This is a genomic window from Janthinobacterium sp. GL_088 (assembly GCF_057837845.1).
In genome coordinates, this window is the sequence record NZ_CM174453.1 from 6,266,046 (window position 1) to 6,292,762 (window position 26,717).

General features: G+C 62.3%; 19 protein-coding genes. 4 read left to right on the forward strand and 15 right to left on the reverse strand.

Annotated elements, in window-relative coordinates; all coding sequences use genetic code 11:
* Positions 1 to 2: 2 nt before the first annotated feature.
* The 14 genes from AC3IQ7_RS28105 to leuS all read right to left on the reverse strand — a co-directional run bounded on the left by AC3IQ7_RS28105 (position 3) and on the right by leuS (position 21,676).
* Positions 3 to 1,931 carry an SLBB domain-containing protein gene (locus tag AC3IQ7_RS28105; protein ID WP_489207948.1) on the reverse strand — a complete coding sequence of 643 codons (1,929 nt, stop codon included), beginning with the start codon at positions 1,929 to 1,931 and terminating at the stop codon, positions 3 to 5.
* 57 nt (positions 1,932 to 1,988) lie between these two features.
* Positions 1,989 to 4,898 (reverse strand): YjbH domain-containing protein, encoded by a 2,910-nt coding sequence (locus tag AC3IQ7_RS28110; protein ID WP_489207949.1) that lies wholly within the window; start codon positions 4,896 to 4,898, stop codon positions 1,989 to 1,991.
* A gap of 380 nt (positions 4,899 to 5,278) precedes the next feature.
* Positions 5,279 to 5,980 (reverse strand): DUF4197 domain-containing protein, encoded by a 702-nt coding sequence (locus AC3IQ7_RS28115; protein ID WP_035822663.1) that lies wholly within the window; start codon positions 5,978 to 5,980, stop codon positions 5,279 to 5,281.
* Positions 5,981 to 6,162: 182 nt separating this feature from the next.
* Positions 6,163 to 7,752, reverse strand: a complete 1,590-nt coding sequence (locus AC3IQ7_RS28120; protein ID WP_489207950.1) for an SEL1-like repeat protein — start codon at positions 7,750 to 7,752, stop codon at positions 6,163 to 6,165.
* A 2-nt stretch (positions 7,753 to 7,754) separates the two neighbouring features.
* Positions 7,755 to 9,953, reverse strand: coding sequence for an EAL domain-containing response regulator (locus tag AC3IQ7_RS28125; RefSeq protein WP_099376296.1), 2,199 nt, complete (start codon positions 9,951 to 9,953; stop codon positions 7,755 to 7,757).
* Positions 9,954 to 9,958: 5 nt separating this feature from the next.
* Positions 9,959 to 12,121: an HDOD domain-containing protein gene (locus AC3IQ7_RS28130; RefSeq protein WP_489207951.1), complete on the reverse strand. Its 2,163-nt coding sequence runs from the start codon at positions 12,119 to 12,121 to the stop codon at positions 9,959 to 9,961.
* Positions 12,122 to 12,324: 203 nt separating this feature from the next.
* Positions 12,325 to 13,605 carry a multidrug effflux MFS transporter gene (locus tag AC3IQ7_RS28135; protein ID WP_199534204.1) on the reverse strand — a complete coding sequence of 427 codons (1,281 nt, stop codon included), beginning with the start codon at positions 13,603 to 13,605 and terminating at the stop codon, positions 12,325 to 12,327.
* Positions 13,606 to 13,679: 74 nt separating this feature from the next.
* Positions 13,680 to 14,885, reverse strand: a complete 1,206-nt coding sequence (locus AC3IQ7_RS28140; RefSeq protein ID WP_489207952.1) for a THUMP domain-containing class I SAM-dependent RNA methyltransferase — start codon at positions 14,883 to 14,885, stop codon at positions 13,680 to 13,682.
* Between the two features lie 100 nt (positions 14,886 to 14,985).
* Positions 14,986 to 15,600 carry a 2-hydroxychromene-2-carboxylate isomerase gene (locus AC3IQ7_RS28145; protein ID WP_099376292.1) on the reverse strand — a complete coding sequence of 205 codons (615 nt, stop codon included), beginning with the start codon at positions 15,598 to 15,600 and terminating at the stop codon, positions 14,986 to 14,988.
* A gap of 10 nt (positions 15,601 to 15,610) precedes the next feature.
* Complete coding sequence (locus tag AC3IQ7_RS28150; RefSeq protein WP_099376291.1) at positions 15,611 to 16,048, reverse strand: CopD family protein; 438 nt, start codon at positions 16,046 to 16,048, stop codon at positions 15,611 to 15,613.
* A gap of 70 nt (positions 16,049 to 16,118) precedes the next feature.
* Complete coding sequence (locus tag AC3IQ7_RS28155; RefSeq protein ID WP_489207954.1) at positions 16,119 to 17,390, reverse strand: glutamate-5-semialdehyde dehydrogenase; 1,272 nt, start codon at positions 17,388 to 17,390, stop codon at positions 16,119 to 16,121.
* 17 nt (positions 17,391 to 17,407) lie between these two features.
* Positions 17,408 to 18,424 (reverse strand): DNA polymerase III subunit delta, encoded by a 1,017-nt coding sequence (gene holA, locus AC3IQ7_RS28160; RefSeq protein ID WP_489207955.1) that lies wholly within the window; start codon positions 18,422 to 18,424, stop codon positions 17,408 to 17,410.
* 10 nt (positions 18,425 to 18,434) lie between these two features.
* The gene (locus tag AC3IQ7_RS28165; protein ID WP_322425911.1) at positions 18,435 to 19,034 is read right to left on the reverse strand and encodes an LPS-assembly lipoprotein LptE; all 600 of its coding nucleotides are present in this window, start codon (positions 19,032 to 19,034) and stop codon (positions 18,435 to 18,437) included.
* 2 nt (positions 19,035 to 19,036) lie between these two features.
* Positions 19,037 to 21,676 (reverse strand): leucine--tRNA ligase, encoded by a 2,640-nt coding sequence (leuS, locus tag AC3IQ7_RS28170; RefSeq protein WP_489207956.1) that lies wholly within the window; start codon positions 21,674 to 21,676, stop codon positions 19,037 to 19,039.
* Positions 21,677 to 21,825: 149 nt separating this feature from the next.
* Here leuS and AC3IQ7_RS28175 point away from each other — a divergent pair, with 149 nt between their 5' ends.
* Both AC3IQ7_RS28175 and AC3IQ7_RS28180 read left to right on the forward strand, forming a co-directional pair.
* Positions 21,826 to 22,614, forward strand: coding sequence for a DUF6597 domain-containing transcriptional factor (locus tag AC3IQ7_RS28175; protein WP_489207957.1), 789 nt, complete (start codon positions 21,826 to 21,828; stop codon positions 22,612 to 22,614).
* Between the two features lie 76 nt (positions 22,615 to 22,690).
* Positions 22,691 to 23,056: a VOC family protein gene (locus AC3IQ7_RS28180; RefSeq protein ID WP_489207958.1), complete on the forward strand. Its 366-nt coding sequence runs from the start codon at positions 22,691 to 22,693 to the stop codon at positions 23,054 to 23,056.
* A gap of 157 nt (positions 23,057 to 23,213) precedes the next feature.
* On the opposite strand, the gene AC3IQ7_RS28185 is transcribed toward AC3IQ7_RS28180, so the two are convergent.
* Entirely contained in the window at positions 23,214 to 24,119 is a 906-nt protein-coding gene (locus AC3IQ7_RS28185) for a LysR substrate-binding domain-containing protein (RefSeq protein ID WP_489207959.1), read from the reverse strand.
* A gap of 160 nt (positions 24,120 to 24,279) precedes the next feature.
* On the opposite strand from AC3IQ7_RS28185, the gene AC3IQ7_RS28190 reads away from it, so the two are divergent.
* Both AC3IQ7_RS28190 and AC3IQ7_RS28195 read left to right on the forward strand, forming a co-directional pair.
* Positions 24,280 to 25,458: an acyl-CoA dehydrogenase gene (locus AC3IQ7_RS28190; protein ID WP_035822683.1), complete on the forward strand. Its 1,179-nt coding sequence runs from the start codon at positions 24,280 to 24,282 to the stop codon at positions 25,456 to 25,458.
* Positions 25,458 to 26,705, forward strand: coding sequence for a CaiB/BaiF CoA transferase family protein (locus AC3IQ7_RS28195; protein WP_489207960.1), 1,248 nt, complete (start codon positions 25,458 to 25,460; stop codon positions 26,703 to 26,705). Before AC3IQ7_RS28190 ends, AC3IQ7_RS28195 begins: the two co-directional genes overlap by 1 nt.
* Positions 26,706 to 26,717 lie beyond the last annotated feature (12 nt).

Below are 26,717 nucleotides of genomic sequence, written 5' to 3' on the forward strand. Positions count from 1 at the left end.
TTTTAATCCTTCAATACTTTCAAACCCGCCGCACCCAAACCAAACTGATAAAAGATCGACGTCCATTCCTTAAGGCTCTGCATAAATGTGCTACGTTCTATTTTCTCCGGCACCACCACGGTGTCACCAGGATTCAACGCCGTGCTGCCGAGGCCGCTGAACCAACCCGTGCCTTGGCCGCTTTGCGCCGTGCCATCGGCACGAATCACATACATTTCGGATTTGTCGGCGGTGGAGGTGATGCCACCAGCCTGTTGCACATAATCATTGACCGTACGCTGTGGACGGTACACAAAGGCGTTTTGCTGGAAAACGGAACCCAGCACATCCACTGTGCCCGGACGGCGCGGGATCAGGATCGAGTCGCCGTCCTGCAACGGCAGGTCGGGCAGGTTTTTCACTTGCGTATCGACGCCTGGCAGATCGAGGACGATACGTCCTTCCGCCTTGACGGTGCGCAGCTTTTGCACGATGCGGCGCTGCTGCTCGACTTCCGCAGCTGTTTTTGCCGCATTATCCTTGTCGCCACTCGATGATATGCGCTGGGTGGCATTCGATTCCAAGTCGCGCTCGAAGCGGTCAGCCACCTGGTTTAATTTGATTTGCTGGGCGCGGCGTACGGATTCACGGTTCAACTGGGTCGCGTACAGGTAGCCGTTTGCATTGGCGCCACCGACACGGGCAATCAGCTCTCGCAGCGTTTCGCCTTTTTTCAACAGGAAGATGCCGCTTTGCTTTGCTTCGCCAGCCACGCGCACGTATTCATTCTGGATTTGTGCTTGCACGGGTACGGCGCCTGGTGCGAATACGCGCAGGATATCGGTCGGCTTGACGGCAATGCCGGCCAACTGGGTGCTGGAGATACCATTCTCGGCCACCAATTCCAGTATGGTTTTATATTGATTGTCGATGTTTTTTTCGACAACAACCTGCTTGGTTTCAGCAGCAGAATCAAAGCCGCCAGCCCAGCTCATTACATCGGCCAGAGTGGCGTTGCCTTTCAACTCGAAAATGGCCGGCTGCTTTACGCTACCGGTCAAAGCCACCAGCGGACCCACTTCAGGGATATAGATCACGTCGCCGTCACGCAAAGTGACGTCGCGGCTCTTGTCGCCTTTGACCAACATGTCATACAGGTCGAACGTCGTGACGGTATCCTTGCCGCGCTTGAGCTGGATATTGCGCATGCTGCCGGTGGCATCCGGACCGCCCGAGGTAAACAGGGCGTTGAGCAAGGTGCTCATGGAATTCAAAGTATACGTGCCAGGACGGACGGCATGGCCGACCACGTACACCTGCACGGCACGCGTTTGCGCGATGCTGGCCGTTAAATCGAAGTTGGTGTAGATCTTGCTGATCGCCTTTTTCAAATAGCCTTGCAAGTCCTTGTACTGTACGCCGCTGACCTTGATGGAGCCGACGCGTGGAATGAAAATCGCGCCGCTGCGGTCAACCGTGGCGCTGACGTCGATATCGACCATGCCCCAGCCGCGTACCTGCAGCTCGTCGCCCGTGCCGATCACGTATTCCTGGTTTACTTGCACGCCATCGAGCGGTGCAAAGGTGGACGGCACATCGCTGAACAAATCCTTGCCGAAGATGCTCAGTTTTTTTCCCGTCACGCCATCGACATATTCCTCAAAAGCGCCAACTGGCACGTCAACATCAGTACCCGCACCAGCAACGCTCCGTTTGCCGTTACTGTTGACGGGGACGTTTTTTGCCTGGCGCTGCTCACCGCGGCCGCTGCGAATGCTGGGCAAGCTGCTGCCGCCCATTTCATTCGCCTGTGCACGGGAAATATCCGTGCGAGGCATGTCAGTCGCGCCAAGTTCCTGCTCGACGGCATAGACAGAACTTGCACCCAGCAGGCAGGCCGAGAAAATCACGTGTTTCACGAAAGGCGAGGAAGTACGAAGTTGCTTTTTCATGCTGGTCTTTGTCTGGATGAATAATGTTGTATAAGTAAAGGGGGGCGCCATGCGCGCTTAATACTTGCCCTGCCAGGTCACGCTGATTTCTTTCGGGCCGGGATTGATCGACAAACCCGATTTGCTCTGGTCGCGCTGCGCGTGCCACAGCCAGCTGCCCATGGCGTAGCCCACGATGCCGCCGGCGACCGTGTCGGAGACCCAGTGCTTGCGGCCAAACACGCGGCCAGCGGAACCGACGGCGGCCACGCTGTACAACCATGGCGCATCGTATTCCTTGGCAAACGGCGTCACGGCGGCGAAGCCGATCGCGGCATGCGCGGAAGGGAATGAGGAATTCGAGCGGGAATTGCCGCTGCCGACGCGGCTCCACGTTCCGAGGTCTTCCTCTGGACGGGCGCGGCCAAACGCATATTTGCCGGCCACCGCCAAACCCGTTGCCGCGGCAACCGATTGCAGGGAAATGAGTCCCGTATTTTGCATGCGCTCATCGCCCAGGGCAAAAGCGGCGGCAGCGGCGCCCACTGCGGCATAGGGCATGGCCTTGCCCAGCTTGTCCCAGTTGCGATAAACCTTGGAATCTTCATGTTTCTTGACGAAACGGTCGACGGGTTTATCGGCCAGCGCGGAAGCCACCACCACCCCGCCGACCACCACCGTCGCCTTGAGCCATTCAGGGGCGCTAGGCGTAGCAGATGCGGATTGCTCCAGGCGCGCGCGCATGGCGGGCCATGGGCTGACAAACGGCCGGTCTGGCGGATTGACGGCAGGCAGGTGCTGTTCGTCCTGCCGCTCGGCAAAGTTACCCAGGCCATCGTAGCTGTGCATGTCGGCACGCGGACGCTCGAACATGTCGTACAGGTCGCCAGGCGAGGCCACCATCTGCCCCACATCGCGCGTCCATGGCGCAATGGCGAAACCGGCCGTCGATTGCGTGTCCATCGGCAACATGCTGTTCAGCGGTACGGACAGGAAGACGCCTCGGTCCTGGTACGGCTTCGACGGCGTGCCAGGACTGGTGATATCGTTGCCGTTCGTATGCGTATACCAGGCACCGACTTCGATACCGGACTGGAAGCGGCGCTTGAATTCCATGCGCACGCCCGTATCTTTGGCCAGAAAGCGGCCGGCACGGGCCGTCACGGTAATATCGTGCGGCAAGCGGTAATGCAGGGAGCCGATCGCCGTCACCGTCTTGTAGTCGCGCGAGTCGAGCAAGCCCTTGAAGCCACGCTGCTGCAAGGCATCGACGGCCACATCGGCCGCCCAGCGGCTATCCTTCGGCAGGTACAGCACCTGACCGCCCACACCGCGGAACATGTCTTCATACAGACCAGCCGACATGCGGGTATACACGCGCTCAGCCGGATTGTTGTATTTGTTCAGCAACACGCGGCTCAGCGAGAAACGCCCGCCGCGCAAGTATTCCGCCACATCGGTACGTACATGCGGCAAGTTGCTGTTCGATGGCTGCTTGACGCCCGATACCGTTTCCAGCAACTGCAGGCTGGCGGCAGTATTCAGGTACAGGCCGTCGCCCAGGCGGCGGTCATAGTTGGCCACGGCCGAAATCGAATAGCGGAAGGCGCCACTCGGGTCATTGAAGAAGAAGCCGACCTTGGGAGCGATCTTGAAGCGGTTCGCTTCCCGGTCCAGCGATTTAATTTGCACCACATCACCATCGACACCGACGCCGACGGCCAGCTTGCCATCATCGCTCAGGACGTTGGCGGCCCTGGCGGGAGCCGGTGCGGCGGCACGCGCAGGAGCTGCGGCAAGTACCGGCACGGGCGCAGGTGTTGGTGCAGGTGCAGCGGCAACGACGGGCGCCGGCTTGTCGAGGAATTCCTGCAGCCAGCCTTGCTGGTCATCCCGGATGACATCGCTTTTCTCCGGATAGCGCAGCAGCACGACGTCGAGGAAGGCCTTGCGGTCGATCTTGCCTGCCAAATAATCGTTCAGTTTTGGCAAATCAAAAAATTCGTAGGTGGCGATTGGCTGGTCCAGCTTGGTATACGTGATGCGCAAGGTCGTCACGCCCTTCGGCGTGAAGGCGACAGCCGTGCGCGCGGCGCGGCCAACGGCGCGGCCCATGTTTGAAATACGGCTATTCGTCAGGCTCAGGCTCAGGACATTGCCCTCTTGCTCGACACGGATATTTTTATAGTCCTGTTTTACCAGAGCATTGACCAGGTCGGCGCCATACACGGGGTCGCGGTGCCATTCTTCCTTGCTCGGCAGCGGTGGCGGATTCTTGTCATCGACGAAATACGCCGGTTCGTACACCTTGGGGACAAACTCGCGCTCACCAAATGGAATGCTGATAAAGGCGTTCACGCTGAACTGGTCGCGGTTGCGTGCCGCTTGCAAGGCAAGCCAGCCCCAGCGGTACTCCAGGCCCAGGGAAGCGCCTTTACGGCGCTTGCCGGCACTCGTTTCGCTGGCGCGGAAGTCGCGCAGATAATTCGTTGTATCGTATTCGGCTACCACCGACCAGCGCGGCAGCGCAGCAGGAGTCCAGCGCGCGCCGGCAAACACACCGTCCGGGCGTTTATGGGCATAGCCGAGGCTCGCTTCGATATTCTTGCTGGCGCCAAATGTCTTGGTGGCAACGACATATTGTCCCTTGAACAACTCGGTACCGAACAGATCCGTCATGCCGACGGCAACGGACGGCATCCACTCCGTTTCCGTCCACAGGCGCAATTTACCGTCGACGACCTTGTCCTTGTAACGGCCATAGCCACTGCCATATTCGCCGGGCACATTGGTAAAGCCAGGAATGCCCGTGATCGACACATAACGTCCCGTCATTTGCAGGAAAGGCAGGATATTCGCCGTCGCCCACAACTGGCCATACGGGCTGTCGTAGCTGTAGCCGACGCTGAAGGTGCCGTCCGTTTCCACCACGGCGCTGGGCATATTGATGTAGCCGGATTGACCACCATGATTCGGGGTCGCGGCCATCACCGACGGCGCGCCAAGCACCAGACAGCCACACCAGGTATATTTGATTGATTTTCTGAGTACGCTTAACAAATCCGGCTACCTAAAAGATCCTGCACCTGGAATTCCTGACAATATATTCAGAAAATCAATGAGCTTGGGGAAACGTGAATGAAACGAAAAAAGGCCAACCGACGGGCATCTTGCAATGCCACGCATCAGTTCGCCACTAAAACTGGGCACTCCCGGACAATTGATCGTTGCTTAACCATGCCTCAGGAATGTATGTCGCAGAATTTTAACATTGTTTTCTTGTAGCAAATGCTTAACTTGTTTCCCTTGCGCCACACTTATCCATGCAGCGCAAACACCGCCTGCGGCCCTGCAGCAGGCGGGAACAGTCACTTCAAACTGCCAAATACTTTGCCGATAATCTTGCTGCCGTAGGCGAGCGGATTGCTGCGGATGGCTTTTTCTTCCTCGCCGATCATCAGATACAGGCCGTCAAGCGCACGGTCCGTGACATAGCCTTCCACCGTCGATTGCTGCTGCGGCACCAGCCCCGTCTTGCCGATCTGGCTCATGGTGCTGTTGTACTTGCTGGCCAGGCCGGAACGGTCGGTCACGGATTTCACGATGGGCAGGAATTTGACGGCCAGGGGTGCCGAGGTCTTCTGACGGAAGAAATCCGTCACAGAAGTATCGCCACCGGACAGGATATTTTTCGCATCGCTCACGCTCATCGACTTGACGGCGTCGAGCAGCAAGGGCTTGGCCATGGGCACGGCCGACTCGGCGGCACGGTTCATCGACACCACCAGGTCGTCCAACTGCTGGCCGCGGCCCGTCATTTTCAGCAAGGGCTTGGCTTGCTCCAGGATGCCGGGAAGCTTGATCTTGACCTTGTCGTTATTGAGGAAACCATTTTCGATGCCCAACTTGGCAACGGCGGCGGCCGATCCGGCTTCCAGCGCCGCTTTCAAGCCATTGCTCGCATCCTGGTTGCTGAGGGCATCCAGGGGACCGGCACCTGCGCCGGACGACAGCAACACCAGCGCACACAGGAGGGCGGCCGAACGGCCAGTGGAAGGGTTCAGGCGCATAGTTTTCCTTTTCTAAAGAATAGACAGACCACCTTCTGCTGGAACCTTAGCACATCAAAACCGCAAATACGGCAGTAATTTTTTGCGTCTTGGGGGAAACAAGGGGTGCCACAGATGGCGAAGGGAAAGGACTATACAGCACCGGCTGTTGTATCCGCGCACGCTAACGCGGGCATCGCAGCTCAGCCTGCTATCGCCGCCAGCTGTTCACGCACCCGTGCCAGATCCGTCTCGCGCATGCGCGCCGCCGTCTGGCGCAGGGATTTTTCCGCGCCGGCTACGCCGGCCGCCTGCGCCATCGACAGCCAGATGTACGCCTGCTGCAAATCGAGCGGGCCGCCCTGGCCGCTGGCGGCCATCAGGCCCAGATTGAACTGCGCCCGCGCATGGCCCTGGCGCGCGGCCAGCGCATACCAGTCCCAGGCGGCGGCATAGTCCTGCGGCACGTCCTGGCCGTTGTCATGCCGCAAGCCCAGCGCGAACTGGGCCAGGCTGTGACCCTGCGCGGCGGCGCGGCAATAACAGGCGCAGGCCTGCTGGCTGTCGGGCGCGGGACCGTCGTCGCGGTCGTGCAAGACACCTTGCATGTATTGCGCCGGCGCGTAATCCTGTTCGGCGGCGCGGCGGTACCACTCCAGCGCCAGCGACAGATCCTGCGGCACGCCCTGGCCGTTTTCGTAGCGCAGGCCCAGGTCGAACTGGGCCCGCACATGTCCCTGGTCGGCCGCCTTGCGGTACCAGAAGATGGCTTCCTGCGCATCGACCGGCATGCCCTGCCCATGCTCATGCAACAGTCCCAGCTGGTACTGCGCGGCGGGAAAGCCCTGCTCGGCGGCCTGACGGTAAAACGCTTGCGCCTGCACGTAATCGTGGGCGCCATGTTCATGGTGCAGGCCCAGGTTGTGCTGGGCCGCCGCATGCCCCTGGCCGGCCGCCTTCACGTACCACTCGAGCGCGGCCTGCTTGTCGCAGGGCACGCCCTGGCCATTGTCATAGATCAGGCCCAGGTTGAACTGCGAACTGGCGTGGCCCTGCTCGGCGGCGCGCCGGTACCAGGCGATCGCCTGCCTGCTGTCTTGCGGCAGCACGTCGCCATTTTCATGGCGCAGCGCCAGGTTGAACTGGGCCGGCGCATAGCCCTGCTCGGCCGCCTTGCGCATCCAGGCCGTCGCCTGCTGGCGGTCCTGGCGCACGCCCTGGCCATTGTCGTAGCGCAGGCCCAGGTTGAACTGCGCGCGCGCATAACCCTGCTCTGCGGCCTTGCGGTACCAGGCGATGGCTTGCACGAAGTCCTGCGGCACGCCCTTGCCATTGTCATACATCATGCCCAGGTTGTTTTGTGCACCGGCGTCGCCCTGTTCCGCCGCGCGGCTGAACCACAGCATGGCTTGTCCGCTATCTTGCGCGAGCCCCTGGCCCTTGGCATACAGCCAGCCCAGGTTGTATTGCGCCGCCGCGTAACCCTGCTCAGCCGCCTGCTGGTACCAGTGCGCCGCCTGCGCAAAATCCTGCGCCACGCCCTGCCCCTTCTGGCACATCACGCCCAGGTTGTATTGCGCATGTTCGAGCCCCTGCGCGGCGGCCAGGCCATACCAGTGCAGCGCCAGCGCATAGCTTTGCTCTATACCCTGGCCATTGAAATGCATGAAGCCCAGGCTGTGCTGGGCGTTCGCATTACCCTTTTCGGCCAGGCCTTTCAGGCGCAGATAATCAGCTGTGTAATGAGCCGCCGTGGAATGAGCAGCCGTGGAGCGGGGATCGGCAAGCGGCACGGTCAAGCCTCGATGGCCAGCGTCTGGGGCACCGCGGGGGCGGCATCGGCGATCAGGCGGTTCTGCTCCTGCAGCACGCCGATGAAACTGCCCAGCGAAATGGGCCGGTGGTACAGATAGCCCTGCATCGTGGTGCAGCCCTTGTCCTGCAGGTAGCGCGCCTGGCCTTCCGTTTCCACGCCCTCGGCGATCAGGTGCAGGCCCAGTCCGCGCGCGATCGAGATGATGGCCAGGATGACGGGATAGTGTCCGTGCTCGTCGTGGATTTCCTTCACAAACGACTGGTCGATCTTGATCGTGTGGATGGGGAAGCGGTGCAAATACGACAGCGAGGAATAGCCGGTGCCGAAATCGTCGATGGCCACCGACACGCCCAGCTGGCACAGCTTGTTCAACTGCTCGATCGCATACTGCGGATTGCGGATGCAGATGTTTTCCGTGATCTCCACTTCGATCTTTTCCGGCGCGATGCCATAGCGCGTCAGGGCGCCGCGCATCTTCTCGAAAAAGTCGCCCCGGTCCAGGTATTGCGGCGACAAATTGAGCGACAGGCGCACGGCTTCGCCGCCGGCCGCATTCCACTGCACCAGGTCGCGGCACAGGGCGCCCAGCATCCAGTCCGAGATCGGCAGCATCAAGCCGTTTTCCTCGGCGAACGGCAAAAATTCGCCGGCCGTCAGCAAGCCCCGCTGCGGGTGGTTCCAGCGCATCAGGCCTTCGGCGCCGACGATGCGGCCCGTCATGACATCCACCTGCGGCTGGTAATACATCTCCAGCTGGTTCAGTTCCAGCGCCTTGCGCAGGCTTTGTTCGAGCGCGATCTTCTGGTGCGACACGTCGAGCATGGACTCATGATAAAAACTGTGGCCATTCTTGCCCAGCGCCTTGACCTGGTACATGGCAATGTCGGCGTGGCGCAGCAGCTCGTCGATGGTCTCGCCGTCGCCCGGATAGATGGCGATGCCGATGGAGGCCGAAATATGCACCTGGTTGCCATCGAGATCGAAGGGCTGGTGCAGGCATTCGAGGAACTTGTCGGCGATCAGGCGTGCATCCTGGCGGTCGCGCAGTTCCGGCAGCACGATGGTGAATTCATCGCCGCCCTGGCGCGCCAGCGTATCGCCGCGGCGCAGGCAATCCTTCAGGCGCAGCGCCACCTGCTGCAGCAACTCGTCGCCCTTCACGTGGCCCAGGGTATCGTTGACCAGCTTGAAGCGATCGAGATCGATGAACATCACGGCCAGTTCCGTCAGCTTGCGCCGCGCCTGGATCACGGCCAGCCCCAGGCGGTCCTTGAACAGCATGCGATTCGGCAGGTCCGTCAGAATGTCGTGATAGGCCTGGTACGAGATGACTTCCTCGGCGCGCTTGCGGTCGGTGATGTCGCGCGCCACGCCGTAGGTGCCGAAGTATTCCTGCTTCCGGGCTTCGTGATCGTGCATGCCGATCGAATTGAGCGGAACCGTCATCAAGGTGTTGTTGAAGGTACGGTCGCTGCCGCTGCCGCTATGGCACTTCAGGCGCAATTCCACATTGCGCGAGGCACGCTCGTCGATGCGGCGCTCATTGAAGGCATAGCGCGCCCGCTCCTGGTCTTCATCGTGCACGAGGATGGAATAATGGCTGCCGATCAGCTCTTCGCGGCTAAAGCCCAGCAACTGGTGCACACGGTCGTTGATGAAGGTGATGCGGCCTTCATGGTTCAGGGTATAGATGATGTCGGGCGAGCTGTCGACCAGGTAACGGTACATCTTTTCCGAGTTTTCCAGCTGCAGCGCGATGCGCTCGTTTTCCAGCGCCAGCTTGCGCTTTTGCAGCGCGTTCTCCACCGTCTTGAGCAGCTCCTCGCGGCTGTACGGCTTGCGCAGATAATCGTAGGCGCCACGCTTCAGGGCGCCGATGGCCGCCTCGATGCCGACGTCGCCGCTCATGACGATCACGTCGCCCTCGATGCCGCGCCGGTTGATGTGGTCCATGATTTCATGGCCGCTCATGTCGGGCAGGCGCAAGTCCAGCAGGATCAGGTCGAAGCGCAGTTTCGACAACTGCGCCAGCGCCTCGCTGCCGCAGGTCGCCGTGTACAGCTGGTAACCGCGGTCCTTCAGCAATTCGTGGAGGGAGGCGAGCAAACGGGGCTCGTCGTCGACCAGCAGGATGCGCGGGCTGTTTTCCAGGTCAAACGGAATGGCGGAGGAGTTCATGGACGTTACGAAGACAAGGCGGTATTGCCGGGCGCGGGCAGCGCGGTTGCAGCGCTCGCCGGCACGGGAATGGGCAGTAGAATTTCAAACGAGGTGCCGGACTTGCTGCTGCGGCAGCCGATCACGCCATGCAGGCGCGTAACCAGGTCATGCACGATGGACAAGCCCAGGCCGTGATGCGCCCCTTGCTTGCTGCTGCGCACAGGGGAAAACAGATTGGCCAGCACTTCCGGTGCCAGGCCGGCGCCATTGTCGCTGACGCACAGTTCCAGGTACAGGCGGCGGTCGCGGTTGACGTGGCCACGGTTCGCCACTTCGATGCGTCCGCCATCGGGCAAGGCTTCGACGGCGTTTTTCAGCAGGTTGAGCAGGATTTGCTTGAGCATGTCGGCATCGGCCTCCACCTCGCATGGCGCATCCTGCATGCGCGTGACCACTTCGATCTTCGACGGCAGGAAGTCGGTGGCGCGGAACAATCGCAGCACGTCGTCGACCACGCGCGCGCAATCGGTCACGCCGCTGGCCGGCACCGGCTGCAGATCGGCCAGGCCGCTGATCAACTGGCCGACGCGATCGATTTCCTCGTTCAGGATAGCCATCTCGCCGATGACCGGCTCCTGCTTCTCCAGCTTGTGATCGAGCACGCTCAGGTAATTCTTGATGATGGACAGCGGGTTATTCACCTCATGCACGACGCGGCGCGACGCGGCGCGGTATTCCTCGGCCACGTGATCGAGCTGGCGCCGTGCCAGGCCGCGCGCGCTGAGAGCCGTTTCCAGCGCCGTGGCTGCCTGGTTGGCATAGGCGCGCAGGAAACCCTCGCGCTTCTGGCAAGAAGGAATCTGCCACGCGGCCACGCCGCCAATCAGCACGCCCAGACTGCGCTGGCCCGCCACCAGCGGCACGCAGACCAGGCTGTCCGTGCCGAGAATGCGGAACAGCTGCTCCTCGACGATGCCCAGCGCCGGCATGTCGCGTTTCAGGAACGCCAGCTGGCACTCCAGCGCCGAGGCGGCCAGGGGGCCACCCTTGGCCAGCGGGATCGAGAAGCCGGCCAGGCGATGCTGATGTTCGCCCGCCGCCACGCCCACCAGCGCATGGCCGGTCGGGTTTTGCAGCAGGATGACGGCGGTGTCGAAATCGAACAGGATGCGCGCCGAGCGCGTGATGGCTTCGAGCAGGCTGCTCTCGCCCTGTTGCCGGGCGAAGGTCTGGCCCACTTCGGACACCAGCACCATGTTGCGTACTTCATCGGACAGGCGCTGCTGCACCGGATCGACGGCTGGCGGCGCATACGCGGGCGGCGTGGCGATATCGTCCGCGCCGGCCAGGTCGATGCCCAGGTGCTGCGCGGCCTGCGCCACCTGGCGCGCGACGCTGCCGGCCAGGTCTTCCAGTACCTCGGCGTCCAGCGCGCACAGGCTTGCCGCCTGCGCAATGGACTCGGCCTCGTCCGCATCGTCGGCATGGCAGCACAGCAGGTGCGCCAGGCGCACGATGCGGATCAGGGGATGGCTCGCTTCCAGGCGCGCCAGCGGTTCATGGTGATACAGCACGCTGTCGGCCAGGAAGGAATCGAGATGCCAGCGCTCGATCAGCCAGGCGCCCGCTTCGGCATGCGTGATCTGCAAGGTGCGCTGCTCCACCGCGCACAGGGCGGCATCGTCGCGCGCCGTGAAATTGAATGCGTATTCCTTCGGCGCCGTGGCCAGCAAGGCCAGACGGCCCACATTGTGCAGCAAGCCGGCCAGATACGCTTCCTCGACGTGCGGATACCCCATGGCCTTGGCCAGCGCGCGCGCCATGACGGCGGCCGACAGCGAACTTTTCCAGAAAGCGCGCAAATCCGTGCTGCCGGAATGGGGGAAGCTGTTGAAGGTCTGGAAGACGGATTCGCTGATGACCAGGGTCTTGATCATGTCCGTGCCCAGCGACACGAGCGATTGCTCCAGGCTGACGACCTTGCTCTGGCGATGGTAGGCCGAGCTGTTGGCCACGCCGAGGATCTTGCTGGTCATGCCCGCATCCTTGGCGATCAGCGCGGCCAGCTCCGGCATGCCGGCATCGTCGGCCTGCAGGTGGGCGATCAGCTTGATGAGGATCTGCGGCATGGCCGGCAGGCGGGCAATCAGCAGGCGATTGCGAATATCTTGATCAGATTGATGCATCGTATCAGGCATTGCCGGTTCGAAAAGGATGAGCGCTTAGCAGCGAAGCGCGGCCACGTTCAGAGGAATCCTCCACTCCTGTAACCAAAAAAACTATTGCCTGAGAGGATGCCGGGAAAGAAGTCATCTTATCATAAGCGCCGGATATTACTTGCAATATAGAAAATTAAGTTGAAATAAATCTAGCGTTCTGCAGTGGAAACTTATGCCTTGAAGGAACCCAGCAAACGGTGGCGGAAGCGCCGCGATATCAGCCACAGGGCCAGCGCCAGGCCCGTAAACGCCAGCTGGCCCGATGCCAGCCACAGTACGGAGCCGGACAGCAGCGGCGAGATCACGCCGGCCACCACGGCGCCCAGCAAGGTGCTGGCAAACGACTGGCAGGAAGCGACCGTGCCGCGGATATGCGGGAACAGGTCGAGCGCCAGCAGGGTCGCGCCCGGCCCCACCAGCGACATGCCGAAAGTGTAGAAGAACAGGGGCAGCACCGACCAGGGCAACGATGGCGGCAGGAACAGGTGATACACGACGTTGACGCTGGCGGCGCACAGCAGGAAGGCGAAGCCGATGCCGATCTGGCGCGCGAACGTGATTCTGCCGGCGATGCGGTTGGCCGCTGCGGCGCCCATGAAGATACCGCTCACGCAAGGAATGAACAGCCAGGCGAATTGCGATGGCCCCAGGCCCAGCTGCTTGGGCAGCATTTCCGGCGCGGCCGTGATGAACAGGAACAGGCCCGCGAAATTGAGGGCGACGATGCCGGCCTTGATGTGGAACAGGGGCGAGCGCAGGATCTGGCCATAGCTCGACGCGAGGAAGCGGGGATTGAACGGCTGGCGCTTTTCCATCGGCAGGGTTTCTGGCAGGCGCCAGTAGCAGAACGCCAGCAGCACCACTGTGTAAAAGGCGAGGAACAGGAAGATCGAGCGCCAGTCAAACCAGATGACGATCCAGCCACCGAGAATCGGCGCCACGGCCGGGGCGATGGAAAAGATCATCGTCACCAGCGACAGCAGCCGCGCCGCCGCCGCATCGGCGTACAGGTCGCGGATGATGGCGCGGCTGATCACCACGCCGGCGCCGGCCGACACGCCCTGCATGATGCGGAAGAACCACAGGTAGTGCACCGTGTGCGCCGATGCGCAGCCGAGCGAGCCGATGGCAAACATCAGCAAGGACACGAGAATGACGTTGCGCCGGCCGAAGGTATCCGAGATCGCGCCATGCCACAGCACCATGCCGGCAAAGGCCAGCATGTAGAACGTCAGCGACTGCTGCACTTCCAGCGGCGACGCCTGCAGCGAACCCTGGATCGCGCCAAACGCGGGCAGATAGGTGTCGATCGACAGGGGACCCAGCATCGACAGCCCGGCCAGCATCATGGCCAGCGCACCGCGGCTCAGCGGCGCCATGTGGCTCGGCGTGGGAGGCGGAACGGGGGTGACCGGGTCGGGCGGCACATCGGCCGGAGGGGTGGGAAACATGGCGGATCCAAAGTGGCGCGCGGACCGGTTGCGGTCCGCGCGCGGGGTTACTGCGGGGGTCTTGCGGTGAACGCTTACTGCTGTGGTTTCGGCTTCGCCTCTTCACGGCGGTTGTAACCGGCCACCATGTCAAAGCGGAACAGACGGCATTCCAGCGCGCCGTTGAAGAATGGCGTCTTGCGCGCTTCTTTCAAACGCAGCAGCTTGGGCAAGCCCAGGTCGGCCGTGAACAGGAACACGGTCCAGCCGGCGAAACGCTGCTTCAGGGTCGTGCCCATGGCCGAATAGAAGGACGTCGACAGTTCATCTTCCGGGATGGTGCTGTCGCCGCGCACGCCGATACGCTCGCCGTACGGCGGATTGGTCAGCATGATGCCCGGCACGCCGCTTGGCGGCTTGACTTCCTGCGCCTCGATCTGTTTCAGGGGCACGTCGAAACGCACGCCGGCACAGCGCAGGTTATGGCGCGTCATGGCGACCATGTCACCCGAGATGTCGCTGCCGAAAATGGTCGGTTCGGCCGGCAACGGATTGACCTTGATGGCGTTTTTCATGGCATTCCACGGTGCCGGATCAAAGTCGTGGAAGTTTTCAAACGCGAACTGGCGCGAGGCACCTGGCGGAATCCCCTGCAGCATCTGCGCCGCTTCGGCCAGGATGGTGCCGGAACCGCACATCGGGTCGAACAGCACCATGCCGGGCTTCCAGCCCGACACGCGCAGCAGGCCAGCGGCCAGGTTTTCACGCAGCGGCGCGTCGCCCGTCTCTTCGCGCCAGCCGCGCTTGAACAGGGCTTCGCCCGACGTATCGAGGTAGACGGTAAACGTGTGCGCATCGAGGAAGCCGACGATGCGCATGTCCGGCGTCTTGGTGTTGACCGATGGACGCTCGTTGAACTGGTCGCGGAAGCGGTCGCAGATCGCATCCTTGATTTTCAGTGTCGTGAATTCCAGGCTGCGCAGCGGCGATTTGACGGCCGTGACGTCGACGCGGATCGTGTGGTGCACGCCGAACCAGTCTTCCCAGGATTGCGCCAGGGTCAGGTCATAGATATCGTTTTCCGTCTTGTAGCCGGAATGGGCCATGCGCATCAGCACGCGCGAAGCGATGCGCGAATGCAGGTTGATACGGTAGGAGTCCAGCAGGTCGCCCGAGCAGTGTACGCCGCCCGGCACCTGGTTGTGGACCTTCATGGTCGAACTATCCTGGGCGATCTCGCCCAGTTCCTCGGCCAGCGCCGCTTCCATGCCGCGCGGGCATGGGCAAAAATATGAAGCCATGGTTGGTGTACCCTTATTCCATTGTGTTGAACGCCCGCTAAATTACAGGCGCTGCTTACTACGTTAAAAAATACTACGTTTAAAAACTGCTTTTGCCTGACTACCCTGCCAGCGCCCGCTCGACAAAATCGAGGCGATCCTGGCCCCAGTACCCGTCGCCATCAACGATGTACCACGGCGAGCCAAAGACGCTGGCGGCGGTAGCCGCTTCCGTGTTGGCATCGTATTCGGCCTGCACGCTGGCCGTTTCCGACGTTTTCAGCAACTGGCGGCCATCGAAACCGGCGTCAAACGCGATCTGCACCAGCGTTTCCTCGTCGCCGATGTTGCGCTCTTCGGCCCACAGGCCGCGCATGATGGCGTGTGCCAGGTTCAGCGATGCCTCCACGCCGTGTGCCAGGCGCGTGGCGATGATCAGCTTGGCCGAAGCTTCCGGCGACACGGGGAAGAACTTCGGCTGCAGGGTCAATGGCACTTGCAAAAAGGCCGACCAGCGCGCCAGTTCGGCCAGGCGATATGCCTGGCGCTGCGGTGCGCGCTTGGCCAGCGGCAGGCCGCCCGACACGCTGAAGACCTTGCCCAGGTCGAAAGGACGCACGTCGATCTGCGCGCCCGTCTTCGCGGCGATGGCCATCAGGCGCGCGTGGCCCAGGTAAGTCCATGGCGAGTGGGGCGCGAAGAAATACTGCACGACTTTGTTCTGACTTGCACTCATCTCGACTCCCTTAGAAAGGCTTGACCACGACCAGCACGACGACGGCCAGCAGCATCACCACCGGCACTTCGTTAAAATAGCGGAACCACTTGTGGCTGCGTTTATTCAGGCCTTTTTCAAACTTGCGTAGGATGGAACCGCAGGCGTGGTGATAGCCGAGCAGCAGCACCACGAACGTCAGCTTGGCGTGCATCCAGCCCGGCATCTTCATGCGGCCTTCGCCCCCGCCATACAGCATCCACATCAACGCCAGCCCCAGCACCATGGCCGGCAGCGCCAGCAGCGACATGAAGCGGTACAGCTTGCGCGCCATCAGCAGCAGGCGCTCGGTGGCGACCGTTTCCGTCTCCATCGCCAGGTTCACGAAGATGCGCGGCAAGTAAAACAGGCCGGCGAACCAGGACATGACGAAGATGATGTGGAAGGCTTTGGTCCAGAGAAAGAGCATGGGGTTTCCAGTGTCGGAGGTGGAGAAAAACGAGAGCACGGGCCGCCTCGTGGGCAGCCCGCGAAAGAGACTATTTACGTACTTCGCCGTGGCCAAAGACCACGTACTTGAGCGAGGTCAGGCCTTCCAGTCCCACCGGGCCGCGCGCATGCAGCTTGTCGTTCGAGATGCCGATTTCGGCGCCTAGGCCATATTCGAAACCGTCGGCGAAACGCGTCGACGCGTTCACCATCACCGAGGCGGAATCGACTTCGCGCAGGAAGCGCAGCGCATCGCTGTAGTCTTCCGTGATGATCGATTCCGTGTGCTTCGATGAATACCGGTTGATGTGGTCCATCGCTTCGTCGATGCCGTCGACCACTTTCACCGACAGGATGGCCGCCAGGTATTCGGTGGACCAGTCTTCCTCGGTGGCGGGCACCAGGTGCGGATAAGCAGCGGCAGCCAGGATCGCATGGCTTTCCGGATCGGCGCGCAGTTCCACCTGCTTGGTCAAATACAGTTCGGCCAGTTGCGGCAGCACGGTGGCGGCGACGGCGCGCGACACCAGCAGGGTTTCCATGGTGTTGCAGGTGCCGTAGCGGTGGCACTTCGCGTTGAAGCCGATATCGATCGCTTTTTTGATATCGGCCTTGGCGTCGATATACACATGGCAGATGCCATCGAGGTGCTTGATCATCGGCACGGTGGCCTCGGCCATCAGGCGTGCGATCAGGCCCTTGCCGCCGCGCGGCACGATGACGTCGACGAATTGCGGCATGGTGATGAGGGCGCCGACGGCGGCACGGTCGGTGGTGTCGATGACTTGCACGGCATCGGCCGGCAGGCCTGCTCCCTGCAAACCCTCCGCCACCAGCTTGGCCAGCGCGCGGTTGCAGTGTATCGCTTCCGAGCCGCCGCGCAAGATCGTCGCGTTGCCGCTCTTGATGCACAGGCCGGCCGCGTCCACCGTCACGTTCGGACGCGCTTCATAGATGATGCCGATGACGCCCAGCGGCACGCGCATCTGGCCCACCTGGATACCCGTCGGGCGGAACTTCATGTTCGAGATTTCGCCGATCGGATCGGCCAGCGAGACGATCTGCGTCAAGCCTTCGACCATGGTGGCAATGGCGGCGTCGGACAGGGTCAGGCGGTCGAGCATGGCCGGCGCCAGACCGGCGGCGGCAGCCGCATCGAGATCGCGCTGGTTCGCCGCGCGCAGCAGGTCGGCATCGCGCACGATGGCGGCGGCGATCAGGCTCAAGGCGCGGTTGCGCGTGGCGCTGTCGGCACGCGCCATGGCGCGCGAGGCGGCGCGCGCGCGCGTGCCCACGTCCTGCATATATTCTGTGATGTCCATGCTCGTATCCATAAAAGTTAACCCTTGGCGATCTTCAGGCCCAGCTGCAGCATGGCGTCCCAAGCGTCGCCCGCGTAGCCCTTGGCGCGCAAGCCCTTGATCATCTTGTCCACCTGCGCTGCCTGCTGCAGCGCCGCTTCCAGCACCGGCAGCGAAATGCGCCGCAGGGCCGGTTCCATCATCCGCTCGCGCGGCCCCCAGATGCGGTATTCCTTCAGCAGCGCGCCCAATGGACGCCCTTGCGCCATGCCGGCCTTTAATTTTAACAGCGTGCGGATTTCTTCGGAGACGGCCCACAAGACCAGCGGCAGCGCCTCGCCCTCGCCCTTCAAGCCTTCGAGCATGCGCACCAGGCGCGCCGGGTCGCCAGCCAGCATGGCTTCGGACAGCTTGAAGACATCATAGCGGGCCACGTTCAGCACCGCGTCCTGCACTTGTTCGTACGTCAGCTTGCCCGCGGCATGCAGCAGGCCCAGTTTCTGGATTTCCTGGTGCGCCGCCAGCAAATTGCCTTCCACCCGTTCGGCGATGAAGTCGATGCTGGCCCGTTCGGCGCTTTGCCCCTGCGCGGCCAGGCGCTGCGATATCCAGGCCGGCAACTGCGCCCGTTCCACGTTCGGGATGTCGATATACACGGCCGCCTGCTGCAGGCTGGCGACCCAGACCGCCTTCTGCGTGGCCCAGTCCAGCTTGGGCAAGGTGATCAGGGTCAGATTGTCGGGGCTGAGGTTTTTCGCGTAGCTTTGCAGCGCCGCGCCGCCATCCTTGCCCGGCTTGCCGGTGGGGATGCGCAGCTCGATCAGTTTTTTATCGCCGAACAGCGACAGCTCCTGGTTCGCCGCCAGCAGCTCGCCCCACTTGAAGCTGCGCTCCACCGTCAGCACGTCGCGCTCGGAGTAACCCTGCGCGCGCGCCGCGCGGCGGATCTTGTCGGCCGCTTCCAGCGCCAGCAAGTGTTCGTCGCTGGTGATCACATACAGCTGCGCCAGCGGCTTGGCCACATGCCCATCGAGCGCGTCTATCCGCAATTGCATGGCGTCCCCGTTACTGCTGCGGGGCTGCCGGCGCGACCGGCGTCACGGGAGCCACTGGCGCCACCGACATGGCCGGCAGCACCGGCTTGATGGCGGCCAGACGGCGCATGATCTGCTGCACCAGGTCGTTGCGCATGTCGCGGTACAGCGCCGCTTCTTCCGTTTCCTTGGCCAGTACCTGCGATTCGTCGAAGGTAATCGGACGCACCAGGCTGATGGTCGTCGGTGCCAGCAACTGGTTGCCGGCCTTGTCCACCACGCGGAAATTGATCGAATAGCCAAGTTGGTACTCTTGCACGCGGCCATTTTTGTTCAGCGACAAAATGGTCTTGGTACGATTCCTCTCCGGGTCGTTGAGCACTTCAAGGACGGCGTCGGCGCCATCCTTGGTACTCACCACCTCCGTGCTGCCAATGGCGCGGATATAGCGCTTCAGGCCGATCGCCAGCGGCGACGTGTCGGGCAAGCCGATGTACATCGTCGCGAACGGCAGCATGAAACTGCCGTTCGAACCGCGCAAATGAAAGCCGCAGGCCGACAGCAAAACAGTCAGGCCCAATGCCAGCACGGCACGGCGGCCCAACAGCGATACTTGAGAGGAAGTCGTCATGATTACACCACGATGCTGATTAACTTGCCTGGCACGACGATGATCTTCTTCGGCGTGGTCTCGACGTACTTCTGCACACTTTCGCACGCCAGCGCAGCCGCTTCGATGCTGGCCTTGTCCGCATCCTTGGACACCGTGATCGAGCCGCGCAGCTTGCCGTTCACCTGGATCATCATCTCGATCTCGGACTGTTCCAATGCTTGCGGGTCGACCTGCGGCCAGGCGACGTTGAGCAGGTCGCCGTGCACGCCAGCGTAGCCCAGTTCCTGCCACAGCACGTGGGTGATGTGCGGCGCGACAGGGTTCAACAGACGCAGGAAGATGGAGAAGCCTTCGGCGATCAGCGCCTTCGACTGCGCGCTGTCGTCCAGCTTGGCCGATTCCAGCGTGTTGAGCATCTTCATGCAGGCCGACACCACGGTGTTGTACTGGATGCGCTTCAAGTCGTAATCGGCTTGCTGCAGCAGCTTGTGCAATTCGCGGCGCAGGTTTTTCTGCGCGTCGCCCGTGGCCGGTGCGGCGCCGCCAGCCAGTGCTGCCTGGATCGTTGCCGACTGCGCGTAACCGAAGTTCCACACGCGGCGCAGGAAGCGGTTCGCGCCTTCGACGCCGCTGCCCGACCATTCCAGCGTCTGTTCCGGCGGCGAGGCGAACATGGTGAACAAACGGGCCGTGTCGGCGCCGTACTGCTCGATCTGCGCTTGCGGGTCGATGCCGTTGTTCTTCGACTTCGACATTTTTTCCGTGCCGCCGATTTCCACCGGCTGGCCATCGGCCACCAGGACGGCGCTTTGCGGACGGCCCTTGTCATCGAGCGACAGGCGCACGTCGTCCGGGTTGAACCAGGTGGTCTTGCCCACCGCGTCCTTGCGGAAATACGTTTCGTTGAGCACCATGCCTTGCGTCAGCAGGTTGACGAACGGCTCGTCGAACTTGACCAGGCCGAAGTCGCGCATGATCTTGGTCCAGAAGCGCGCGTACAGCAAGTGCATGACGGCGTGTTCGATGCCGCCGATGTACTGGTCCATCGGCATCCAGTAATCGTTGCGCGCGTCGACCATGGCGTCGTTCGAGCCTGGCGAGGTATAGCGCATGTAGTACCACGACGAATCGACGAAAGTATCCATGGTGTCCGTCTCGCGGCGCGCCGGCTTGCCGCACTGCGGGCAGTCGCACTGCAAAAAGGCTTCGTATTTGTTCAGCGGGTTGCCCGTGCCGTCCGGCACGCAATCTTCCGGCAGCACCACCGGCAAATCTTTTTCCGGCACCGGCACCACGCCGCAGTCAAGGCAATGGATCATCGGGATCGGCGTGCCCCAGTAGCGCTGGCGCGAAATGCCCCAGTCGCGCAAACGGAACGTGGTTTTCTTTTCGCCCAGGCCCAGTTCAGCCAGGTCGGCGGCCACCGCATCGACGGCGGACGCGAAATGCAGGCCGTCGTATTTGCCGGAAGCGACGCAGACGCCATCCTTGCTGCCATACGATTCTTGCCACGCATCGGTGGAGAATTCCTGGCCCTTGACTTCGATCACTTGCTTGATCGGCAGGTCATATTTCTTGGCAAAGCCGAAATCGCGTTCGTCATGCGCCGGCACGCCCATCACGGCGCCATCGCCGTAGGTGATCAGCACGTAGTTGCCGACCCAGACTTCCACCTGCGCGCCCGTCAGCGGATGGGTGACGAACAGGCCCGTCGGCATGCCCTTCTTCTCCATCGTTGCCATGTCCGCTTCGATCACGGAACCGAGCTTGCATTCGGCGTTGAAGGCGGCCAGCGCAGGATTGCTTTGCGCGGCGTGGATGGCCAGCGGGTGCTCGGCGGCCACGGCGCAGAAGGTCACGCCCATGACGGTGTCCGGACGGGTGGTAAAGACATACAGTTTGCCGTCGCCGATCAGGGCGCCTTCGGCATCCTTGATCTGGTGCGGGAAGGCGAAGCGCACGCCCGTCGACTTGCCGATCCAGTTGGTCTGCATGATGCGCACGCGCTCGGGCCAACCCGGCAGCTTGTCGTCCACATACGCCAGCAATTCTTCCGCATAGTCGGTGATGCGCGCGTAGTACATGGGGATTTCGCGCTTTTCGATCAGTGCGCCCGAACGCCAGCCGCGGCCATCGACGACTTGTTCGTTGGCCAGTACGGTCTGGTCGATCGGATCCCAGTTCACGGTACCGGTCTTCTTGTAGATGATGCCTTTTTCCAGCATCTTGAGGAACATCCACTGGTTCCATTTGTAGTATTCGGGCTTGCAGGCGGTCATTTCGCGCGACCAGTCGATGGCCAGGCCCATCGATTCCATCTGCTGCTTCATGTGGGCGATGTTCGAATACGTCCATTGGGCGGGCGGCACGTTGTTGGCCATGGCCGCGTTTTCCGCCGGCATGCCGAACGCATCCCAGCCCATCGGCATGAGCACGTTGTAGCCGTTCATGCGCAGGTAGCGGTACATCACATCATTGATCGTATAGTTGCGTACGTGACCCATGTGCAGCTTGCCCGAAGGGTAAGGCAGCATCGAGCAGGCAAAATACTTGCCTTTAGGGAAACGTGGGTCGTGTTCGACCGCTTTATAGGCGTCGATCGCCTTCCAGTGCGATTGGGCGGCTTGTTCGACGTCGGCGGGACTATATTTATCTTGCATGATGATGTGCGACCAGCGTGGCCCGGCCAATAGTGGATATGAACCGAGCATTATACTGGTTGTCGCCGCCCGATAGCGCGGCGCGCTGGCGGCCCGGGCGCGCATATTTTGGCCGGCGCGCAATTATGCTGTGTAATATATGCACAATCTTGTTCTTTGCATCAAAGCCGGCCATGATCGTCTACCAGGAATATCCGCCCATCCCCGCCCTGCGGCCCTGGCTCGATTGCGTCTGGACCTGCCGCGTGCAGACGGGCGCCATGCCCCAGACGCACCAGGTCTTGCCCGACAATTGCATCGACATCCTGTGCCAGGACCAGCAGGACGCCAGCTTTGCCGTGGGCATGATGACGGCGCCGATTGCAGTCGTCAGCCAGGGTCTCGTGCAAACGGTGGCGGCCCGCTTCAAGCCGGGCGCGGCCGCCCGCTTCTTCCAGCTGCCCTTGTGCGAACTCAGCGATGGCCGCACGGGCTTGCAGCAGCTGTGGGGCCGCGAACTGGCGGCGCGCCTCGGTGACGCCCTGTGGAGCGAACCCTTGTCCAACGCGCAAAGAGTTTCTATTTTGCAAGAGTATCTATTGCTGCGCCTGCGCACCGCGCCGCCACGGCGTCAGGCGGGCGCGGCCGAGCATGCCATCGCCGCCATCGAGGCGGCAGCGGGGCAAGTGCGCGTGGACGGCCTGGCGCGCCAGCTGGGCGTGTCACGCCAGCACCTGGCGCTGCAATTTCGCCAGCAAGTCGGCATCAGCCCGAAGCTGTTTGCCCGCATCTGCCGCTTTCGCGCGGCCAGCCAGGCGTTGACAAGCCTCGCGGGACAGCCGGACTGGGCGCAAGTGGCCTTGCAATATGGTTATTTCGACCAGTCGCACCTGATCCACGACTTCCAGGATTTCGCCCGCAGTTCGCCCGAGGCGTGGTTCATGCGCCGCCAGCATTGAGACCTTCCATTTTTACAATCGCGCGCCGCACGCCGATGGCATGATGGCGCCATTCTTCATTCACCAGGAGCAGAACATGATCAAGGGTTTACGCACCGTCACTTATCCCGTCCCCGACCTGGACAAGGCCAAAGCCTGGTACAGCCAGGTATTTGGTACCGCGCCGTATTTCGACCAGCCGTTCTATGTCGGTTTTAATATCGGCGGCTTCGAGCTGGGCTTGCTGCCAGATGGCCAGCCTGGCGCGCAGGGCAGTGTGACGTACTGGGGCGTGGACGGCATCGAGCAGGAAGTCGAGCGCATCGTTGCGCTGGGCGGCAGCCTGCACCACCCGATCACGGACGTGGGCGACGGCATCCGCACGGTGGAATTGCTCGACCCGTTCGGCAACCAGATCGGCCTGATCGACAATCCCCATTTCGAGACCGGCAAAGTCGTTTAAGAGCCTATCCCAGTAGGGAGCGTCTTCTGCTGGCAGTTCATCAGGAGCGCGGACAAGGCGTGAGGAGGACGCGTGGCGAGCCACGCGACGACGATCAACGCAGTCCCCGCTTCTGAGGGGCGCCAGCAGGGGATGTATTCATCTACTGGGATAGGCTCTAAGCCGCTTCGCCCTGCAGCCATGCGCGAAATTGCTGCAGGGCCGTCTTTTCATGCGTCGTTTCGGGCGTGATCAGGTAATACGCGCGCTGGCCGCGCAGTGGGCGCTCGCATGCGATGCGCAACTCGCCACGCGCCAGTTCCGCCTCGACCAGCATGCGTGGCAGCAAGACCACGCCCTGCCCTTGCACGGCCGCCATGGCCAGCATGGAAAACAGTTCGTAGCGGGCGCCATAGTGCGCCCCATCGCGTCCTTCTCCCTCGACCTGCATGGCGTCAAACCACTGGCGCCAGGCGCCTGGGCGCGTACTTTGCTGCAACAAGGTCAGTTCCAGTAAATCCTGCGGCTGCCACTCGCTGCGCGCCGCCAGCAGGCGCGGGCTGGCGACGGGCACGATTTCTTCATGCATGAGCAAGGTGGCGCGCGTGCCGGGCCAGCGCGCCAGCTGCTCGGGCGTGCCCGCATACAGCGCGCCGTCGTATTCCGTATCGGCAAACATGAACGGTTTTGTGTAGGCGTCGATATGCACGACGATGTCCGGGTGCAAGCCCGCCAGCGACGACAGCCGCGGCATCAGCCAGCGCGTGGCAAACGTGGGAACGGAAGCGAGCTGCAAGGCGCCGCCGCCGCCCTGGCGCGCCATGGTGTCGAGCGTGTCGCGCTCCAGGCCATCGAGGCGGGCGGCGATCTGCCGCGCATACGCGGCGCCGGCGCTGGTCAGCAGCACGCCATGGCGCGTGCGCTGGAACAGTTGCACGCCAAGAAAGCTTTCCAGAGATGAAATCTGGCGCGACACGGCGCTTTGCGTCAGCGACAATTCGCGCGCCGCATGTGTGTAGCTCTGGTGCCGCGCAGCCGCCTCGAAGCAGTTCAGGGCTTGCAGCATGGGAATTTTGCGTGACATGGAGGTATCCGGCCGGTGAAAGACCCCTAGTATGCCGCAAGATATGCGTAGCACGCATGTCTGGGTGCGAAAAAATCGTTTGCGCAAGGCTAGGCAAAAACCTACCATGAGCCATATTCAATCTTGCGCCGATCACCGGCGCTCACCTGCGAGGCCTGTGATGAGCAAAACCGTATTCGACTGGAATTCCCCCCTGCTGCTGGAAGAACAACTGACGGGCGACGAACGCGCCGTGCTGGAAGCGGCCCGCGACTATTGCCAGGGCAGCCTGGTACCGCGCGTACTCGAATCGTTCCGCCATGGCCGCACGGACGCGGCCATCTTCCGCGAAATGGGCGAGCTGGGCTTGCTGGGCACCACCATACCCGAAGAATACGGCGGCGCCGGGCTGAACTATGTTTGCTACGGCCTGGCCGCACGCGAAGTCGAGCGCGTCGATTCGGGCTACCGCTCGATGATGAGCGTGCAATCCTCCTTGGTGATGGTGCCGATCAACGCTTTCGGCAACGAAGAAACCAAGCAAAAATACCTGCCGAAACTGGCGACGGGCGAATTCATCGGCTGCTTCGGCCTGACGGAACCGAACCACGGCTCCGACCCGGGCAGCATGGTCACGCGCGCGCGCAAGGTGCCGGGCGGCTACAGCTTGTCCGGCGCGAAGATGTGGATCACCAACAGCCCGATTGCCGACGTGTTCGTCGTCTGGGCCAAGGACGATGAAGGCGCGATCCGCGGCTTCGTGCTGGAAAAAGGCTGGAAAGGCCTGTCGGCGCCGGAAATCCACGGCAAGGTCGGCTTGCGCACCAGCATCACCGGTGAAATCGTCATGGATGAAGTATTTTGCCCGGAAGAAAACGCCTTCCCCGACGTGCGCGGCCTGAAAGGCCCGTTCACTTGCCTGAACAGCGCCCGTTACGGCATCGCCTGGGGCGCGCTGGGCGCGGCCGAAGACTGCTACCTGAAGGCTCGCCAGTACACGATGGACCGCCAGCAATTCGGCCGCCCATTGGCCGCGAACCAGCTGGTGCAAAAGAAACTGGCCGACATGCTGACGGAAATCACCATGGGCTTGCAAGGCTGCTTGCGCCTGGGCCGCATGAAGGATGAAGGTTCGCCCGCCGTGGAAATCACCTCGATCATGAAACGCAACAGCTGCGGCAAGGCCCTCGATATTGCCCGCGTGGCGCGCGACATGATGGGCGGCAACGGCATTTCCGACGAGTTCGGCGTCATCCGCCACCTGGTCAACCTGGAAGTGGTCAACACCTATGAAGGCACGCACGATGTGCACGCGCTGATCATCGGCCGCGCCATCACCGGCATCGCCGCCTTCAACTAATGGATGCCTTGGCTTCCACCCTGCGGCCCGCGCCGCTGGTCGGCTTGCGCGTGCTCGACCTGTCGCGCGTGCTGGCTGGCCCCTGGGCCGGGCAAATGCTGGCCGACCTGGGCGCCGACGTCGTCAAGGTTGAACAGCCGGGCCGCGGCGACGACACGCGCTCCTGGGGCCCGCCCTACCTGAAAAACGAGGACGGCCGTGATACTGCCGAGGCTGCCTATTTCCAGTGCGCCAACCGCAACAAGCGCTCGCTATGCATCGATCTGGCTGCTCCCGAAGGCCAAGCGTTGGTGCGCCAGCTGGCGGCCGAATCAGATGTCTTGCTGGAAAATTTCAAGCTCGATGGCTTGAAGCAATACGGCCTCGATGCGGCCAGCTTGCTGGCACTCAACCCGCGCCTCGTGTATTGCTCGATCACCGGCTTTGGCCAGGATGGACCGTACGCGGCGCGCGCCGGCTATGACTTTTTGATCCAGGGCATGGGCGGCCTGATGAGCATCACGGGCGTGCCCGATGGCCAGCCGGGCGCCGGGCCGCAAAAAGTGGGCGTGGCGCAGACGGATATCCTGACGGGCCTGTACGCCACCATCGCCGTGCAGGCTGCGCTGGCCGAACGGGAACGCTCGGGACTGGGCCAGCACATCGACCTGGCCTTGCTCGACGTGCAAGTAGCGGCGCTGGGCAACCAGGCAGCCAACTACCTGTGCGGGGGAAAAGTGCCGCAGCGCATGGGCAATGCGCATCCGAACATTGTCCCATATCAAGACTTTCCCACGGCCGATGGCGACATGATTCTGGCGATCGGCAACGATGGGCAGTTCTCCCGCTTTTGCGCCGTCGCCGGCCATCCGGAATGGGCGCAGGATGAACGCTTCGCCACCAATCCGCAGCGCGTGGCGCACCGGGCGATCTTGATCCCCTTGATGCGCCAGACCACGGTCATGCGCACGACGGCCGAGTGGATCAGCGCCTTCGAGGCGCAAGCCGTGCCGTGCGGTCCCGTCAACCGCATCGACCAGGTCTTTGCCGACCCGCAAGTGGTGGCGCGTGGCTTGAAAGTGGAAATGCCGCATCCGACGGCGGGCACGGTGGCGCTGGTGGCCAATCCCGTGCGCCTCTCAAGCTCGCCAGTGCAATACCGGCTGCCGCCGCCGCTGCTGGGCCAGCATACGCAGGAAGTGCTGCAGCAATGGCTGGGGTTGGACAGTGGAGAGATTGACGGCTTGCGCGAGCGCAAGATCGTCTAAAGAAAAACGCCG

Excerpts from the sequence above, each read along its gene's own strand:
- AC3IQ7_RS28105 (WP_489207948.1), bottom strand. The coding sequence starts at position 1,931 with ATGAAAAAGCAACTTCGTACTTCCTCGCCTTTCGTGAAACACGTGATT.
- AC3IQ7_RS28110 (WP_489207949.1), bottom strand. The coding sequence starts at position 4,898 with ATGGCCGCGACCCCGAATCATGGTGGTCAATCCGGCTACATCAATATG.
- AC3IQ7_RS28115 (WP_035822663.1), bottom strand. The coding sequence starts at position 5,980 with ATGCGCCTGAACCCTTCCACTGGCCGTTCGGCCGCCCTCCTGTGTGCG.
- AC3IQ7_RS28125 (WP_099376296.1), bottom strand. The coding sequence starts at position 9,953 with ATGAACTCCTCCGCCATTCCGTTTGACCTGGAAAACAGCCCGCGCATC.
- AC3IQ7_RS28130 (WP_489207951.1), bottom strand. The coding sequence starts at position 12,121 with ATGCATCAATCTGATCAAGATATTCGCAATCGCCTGCTGATTGCCCGC.
- AC3IQ7_RS28135 (WP_199534204.1), bottom strand. The coding sequence starts at position 13,605 with ATGTTTCCCACCCCTCCGGCCGATGTGCCGCCCGACCCGGTCACCCCC.
- AC3IQ7_RS28140 (WP_489207952.1), bottom strand. The coding sequence starts at position 14,885 with ATGGCTTCATATTTTTGCCCATGCCCGCGCGGCATGGAAGCGGCGCTG.
- AC3IQ7_RS28145 (WP_099376292.1), bottom strand. The coding sequence starts at position 15,600 with ATGAGTGCAAGTCAGAACAAAGTCGTGCAGTATTTCTTCGCGCCCCAC.
- AC3IQ7_RS28150 (WP_099376291.1), bottom strand. The coding sequence starts at position 16,048 with ATGCTCTTTCTCTGGACCAAAGCCTTCCACATCATCTTCGTCATGTCC.
- AC3IQ7_RS28155 (WP_489207954.1), bottom strand. The coding sequence starts at position 17,390 with ATGGACATCACAGAATATATGCAGGACGTGGGCACGCGCGCGCGCGCC.
- holA (WP_489207955.1), bottom strand. The coding sequence starts at position 18,424 with ATGCAATTGCGGATAGACGCGCTCGATGGGCATGTGGCCAAGCCGCTG.
- AC3IQ7_RS28165 (WP_322425911.1), bottom strand. The coding sequence starts at position 19,034 with ATGACGACTTCCTCTCAAGTATCGCTGTTGGGCCGCCGTGCCGTGCTG.
- leuS (WP_489207956.1), bottom strand. The coding sequence starts at position 21,676 with ATGCAAGATAAATATAGTCCCGCCGACGTCGAACAAGCCGCCCAATCG.
- AC3IQ7_RS28180 (WP_489207958.1), top strand. The coding sequence starts at position 22,691 with ATGATCAAGGGTTTACGCACCGTCACTTATCCCGTCCCCGACCTGGAC.
- AC3IQ7_RS28185 (WP_489207959.1), bottom strand. The coding sequence starts at position 24,119 with ATGTCACGCAAAATTCCCATGCTGCAAGCCCTGAACTGCTTCGAGGCG.
- AC3IQ7_RS28190 (WP_035822683.1), top strand. The coding sequence starts at position 24,280 with ATGAGCAAAACCGTATTCGACTGGAATTCCCCCCTGCTGCTGGAAGAA.
- AC3IQ7_RS28195 (WP_489207960.1), top strand. The coding sequence starts at position 25,458 with ATGGATGCCTTGGCTTCCACCCTGCGGCCCGCGCCGCTGGTCGGCTTG.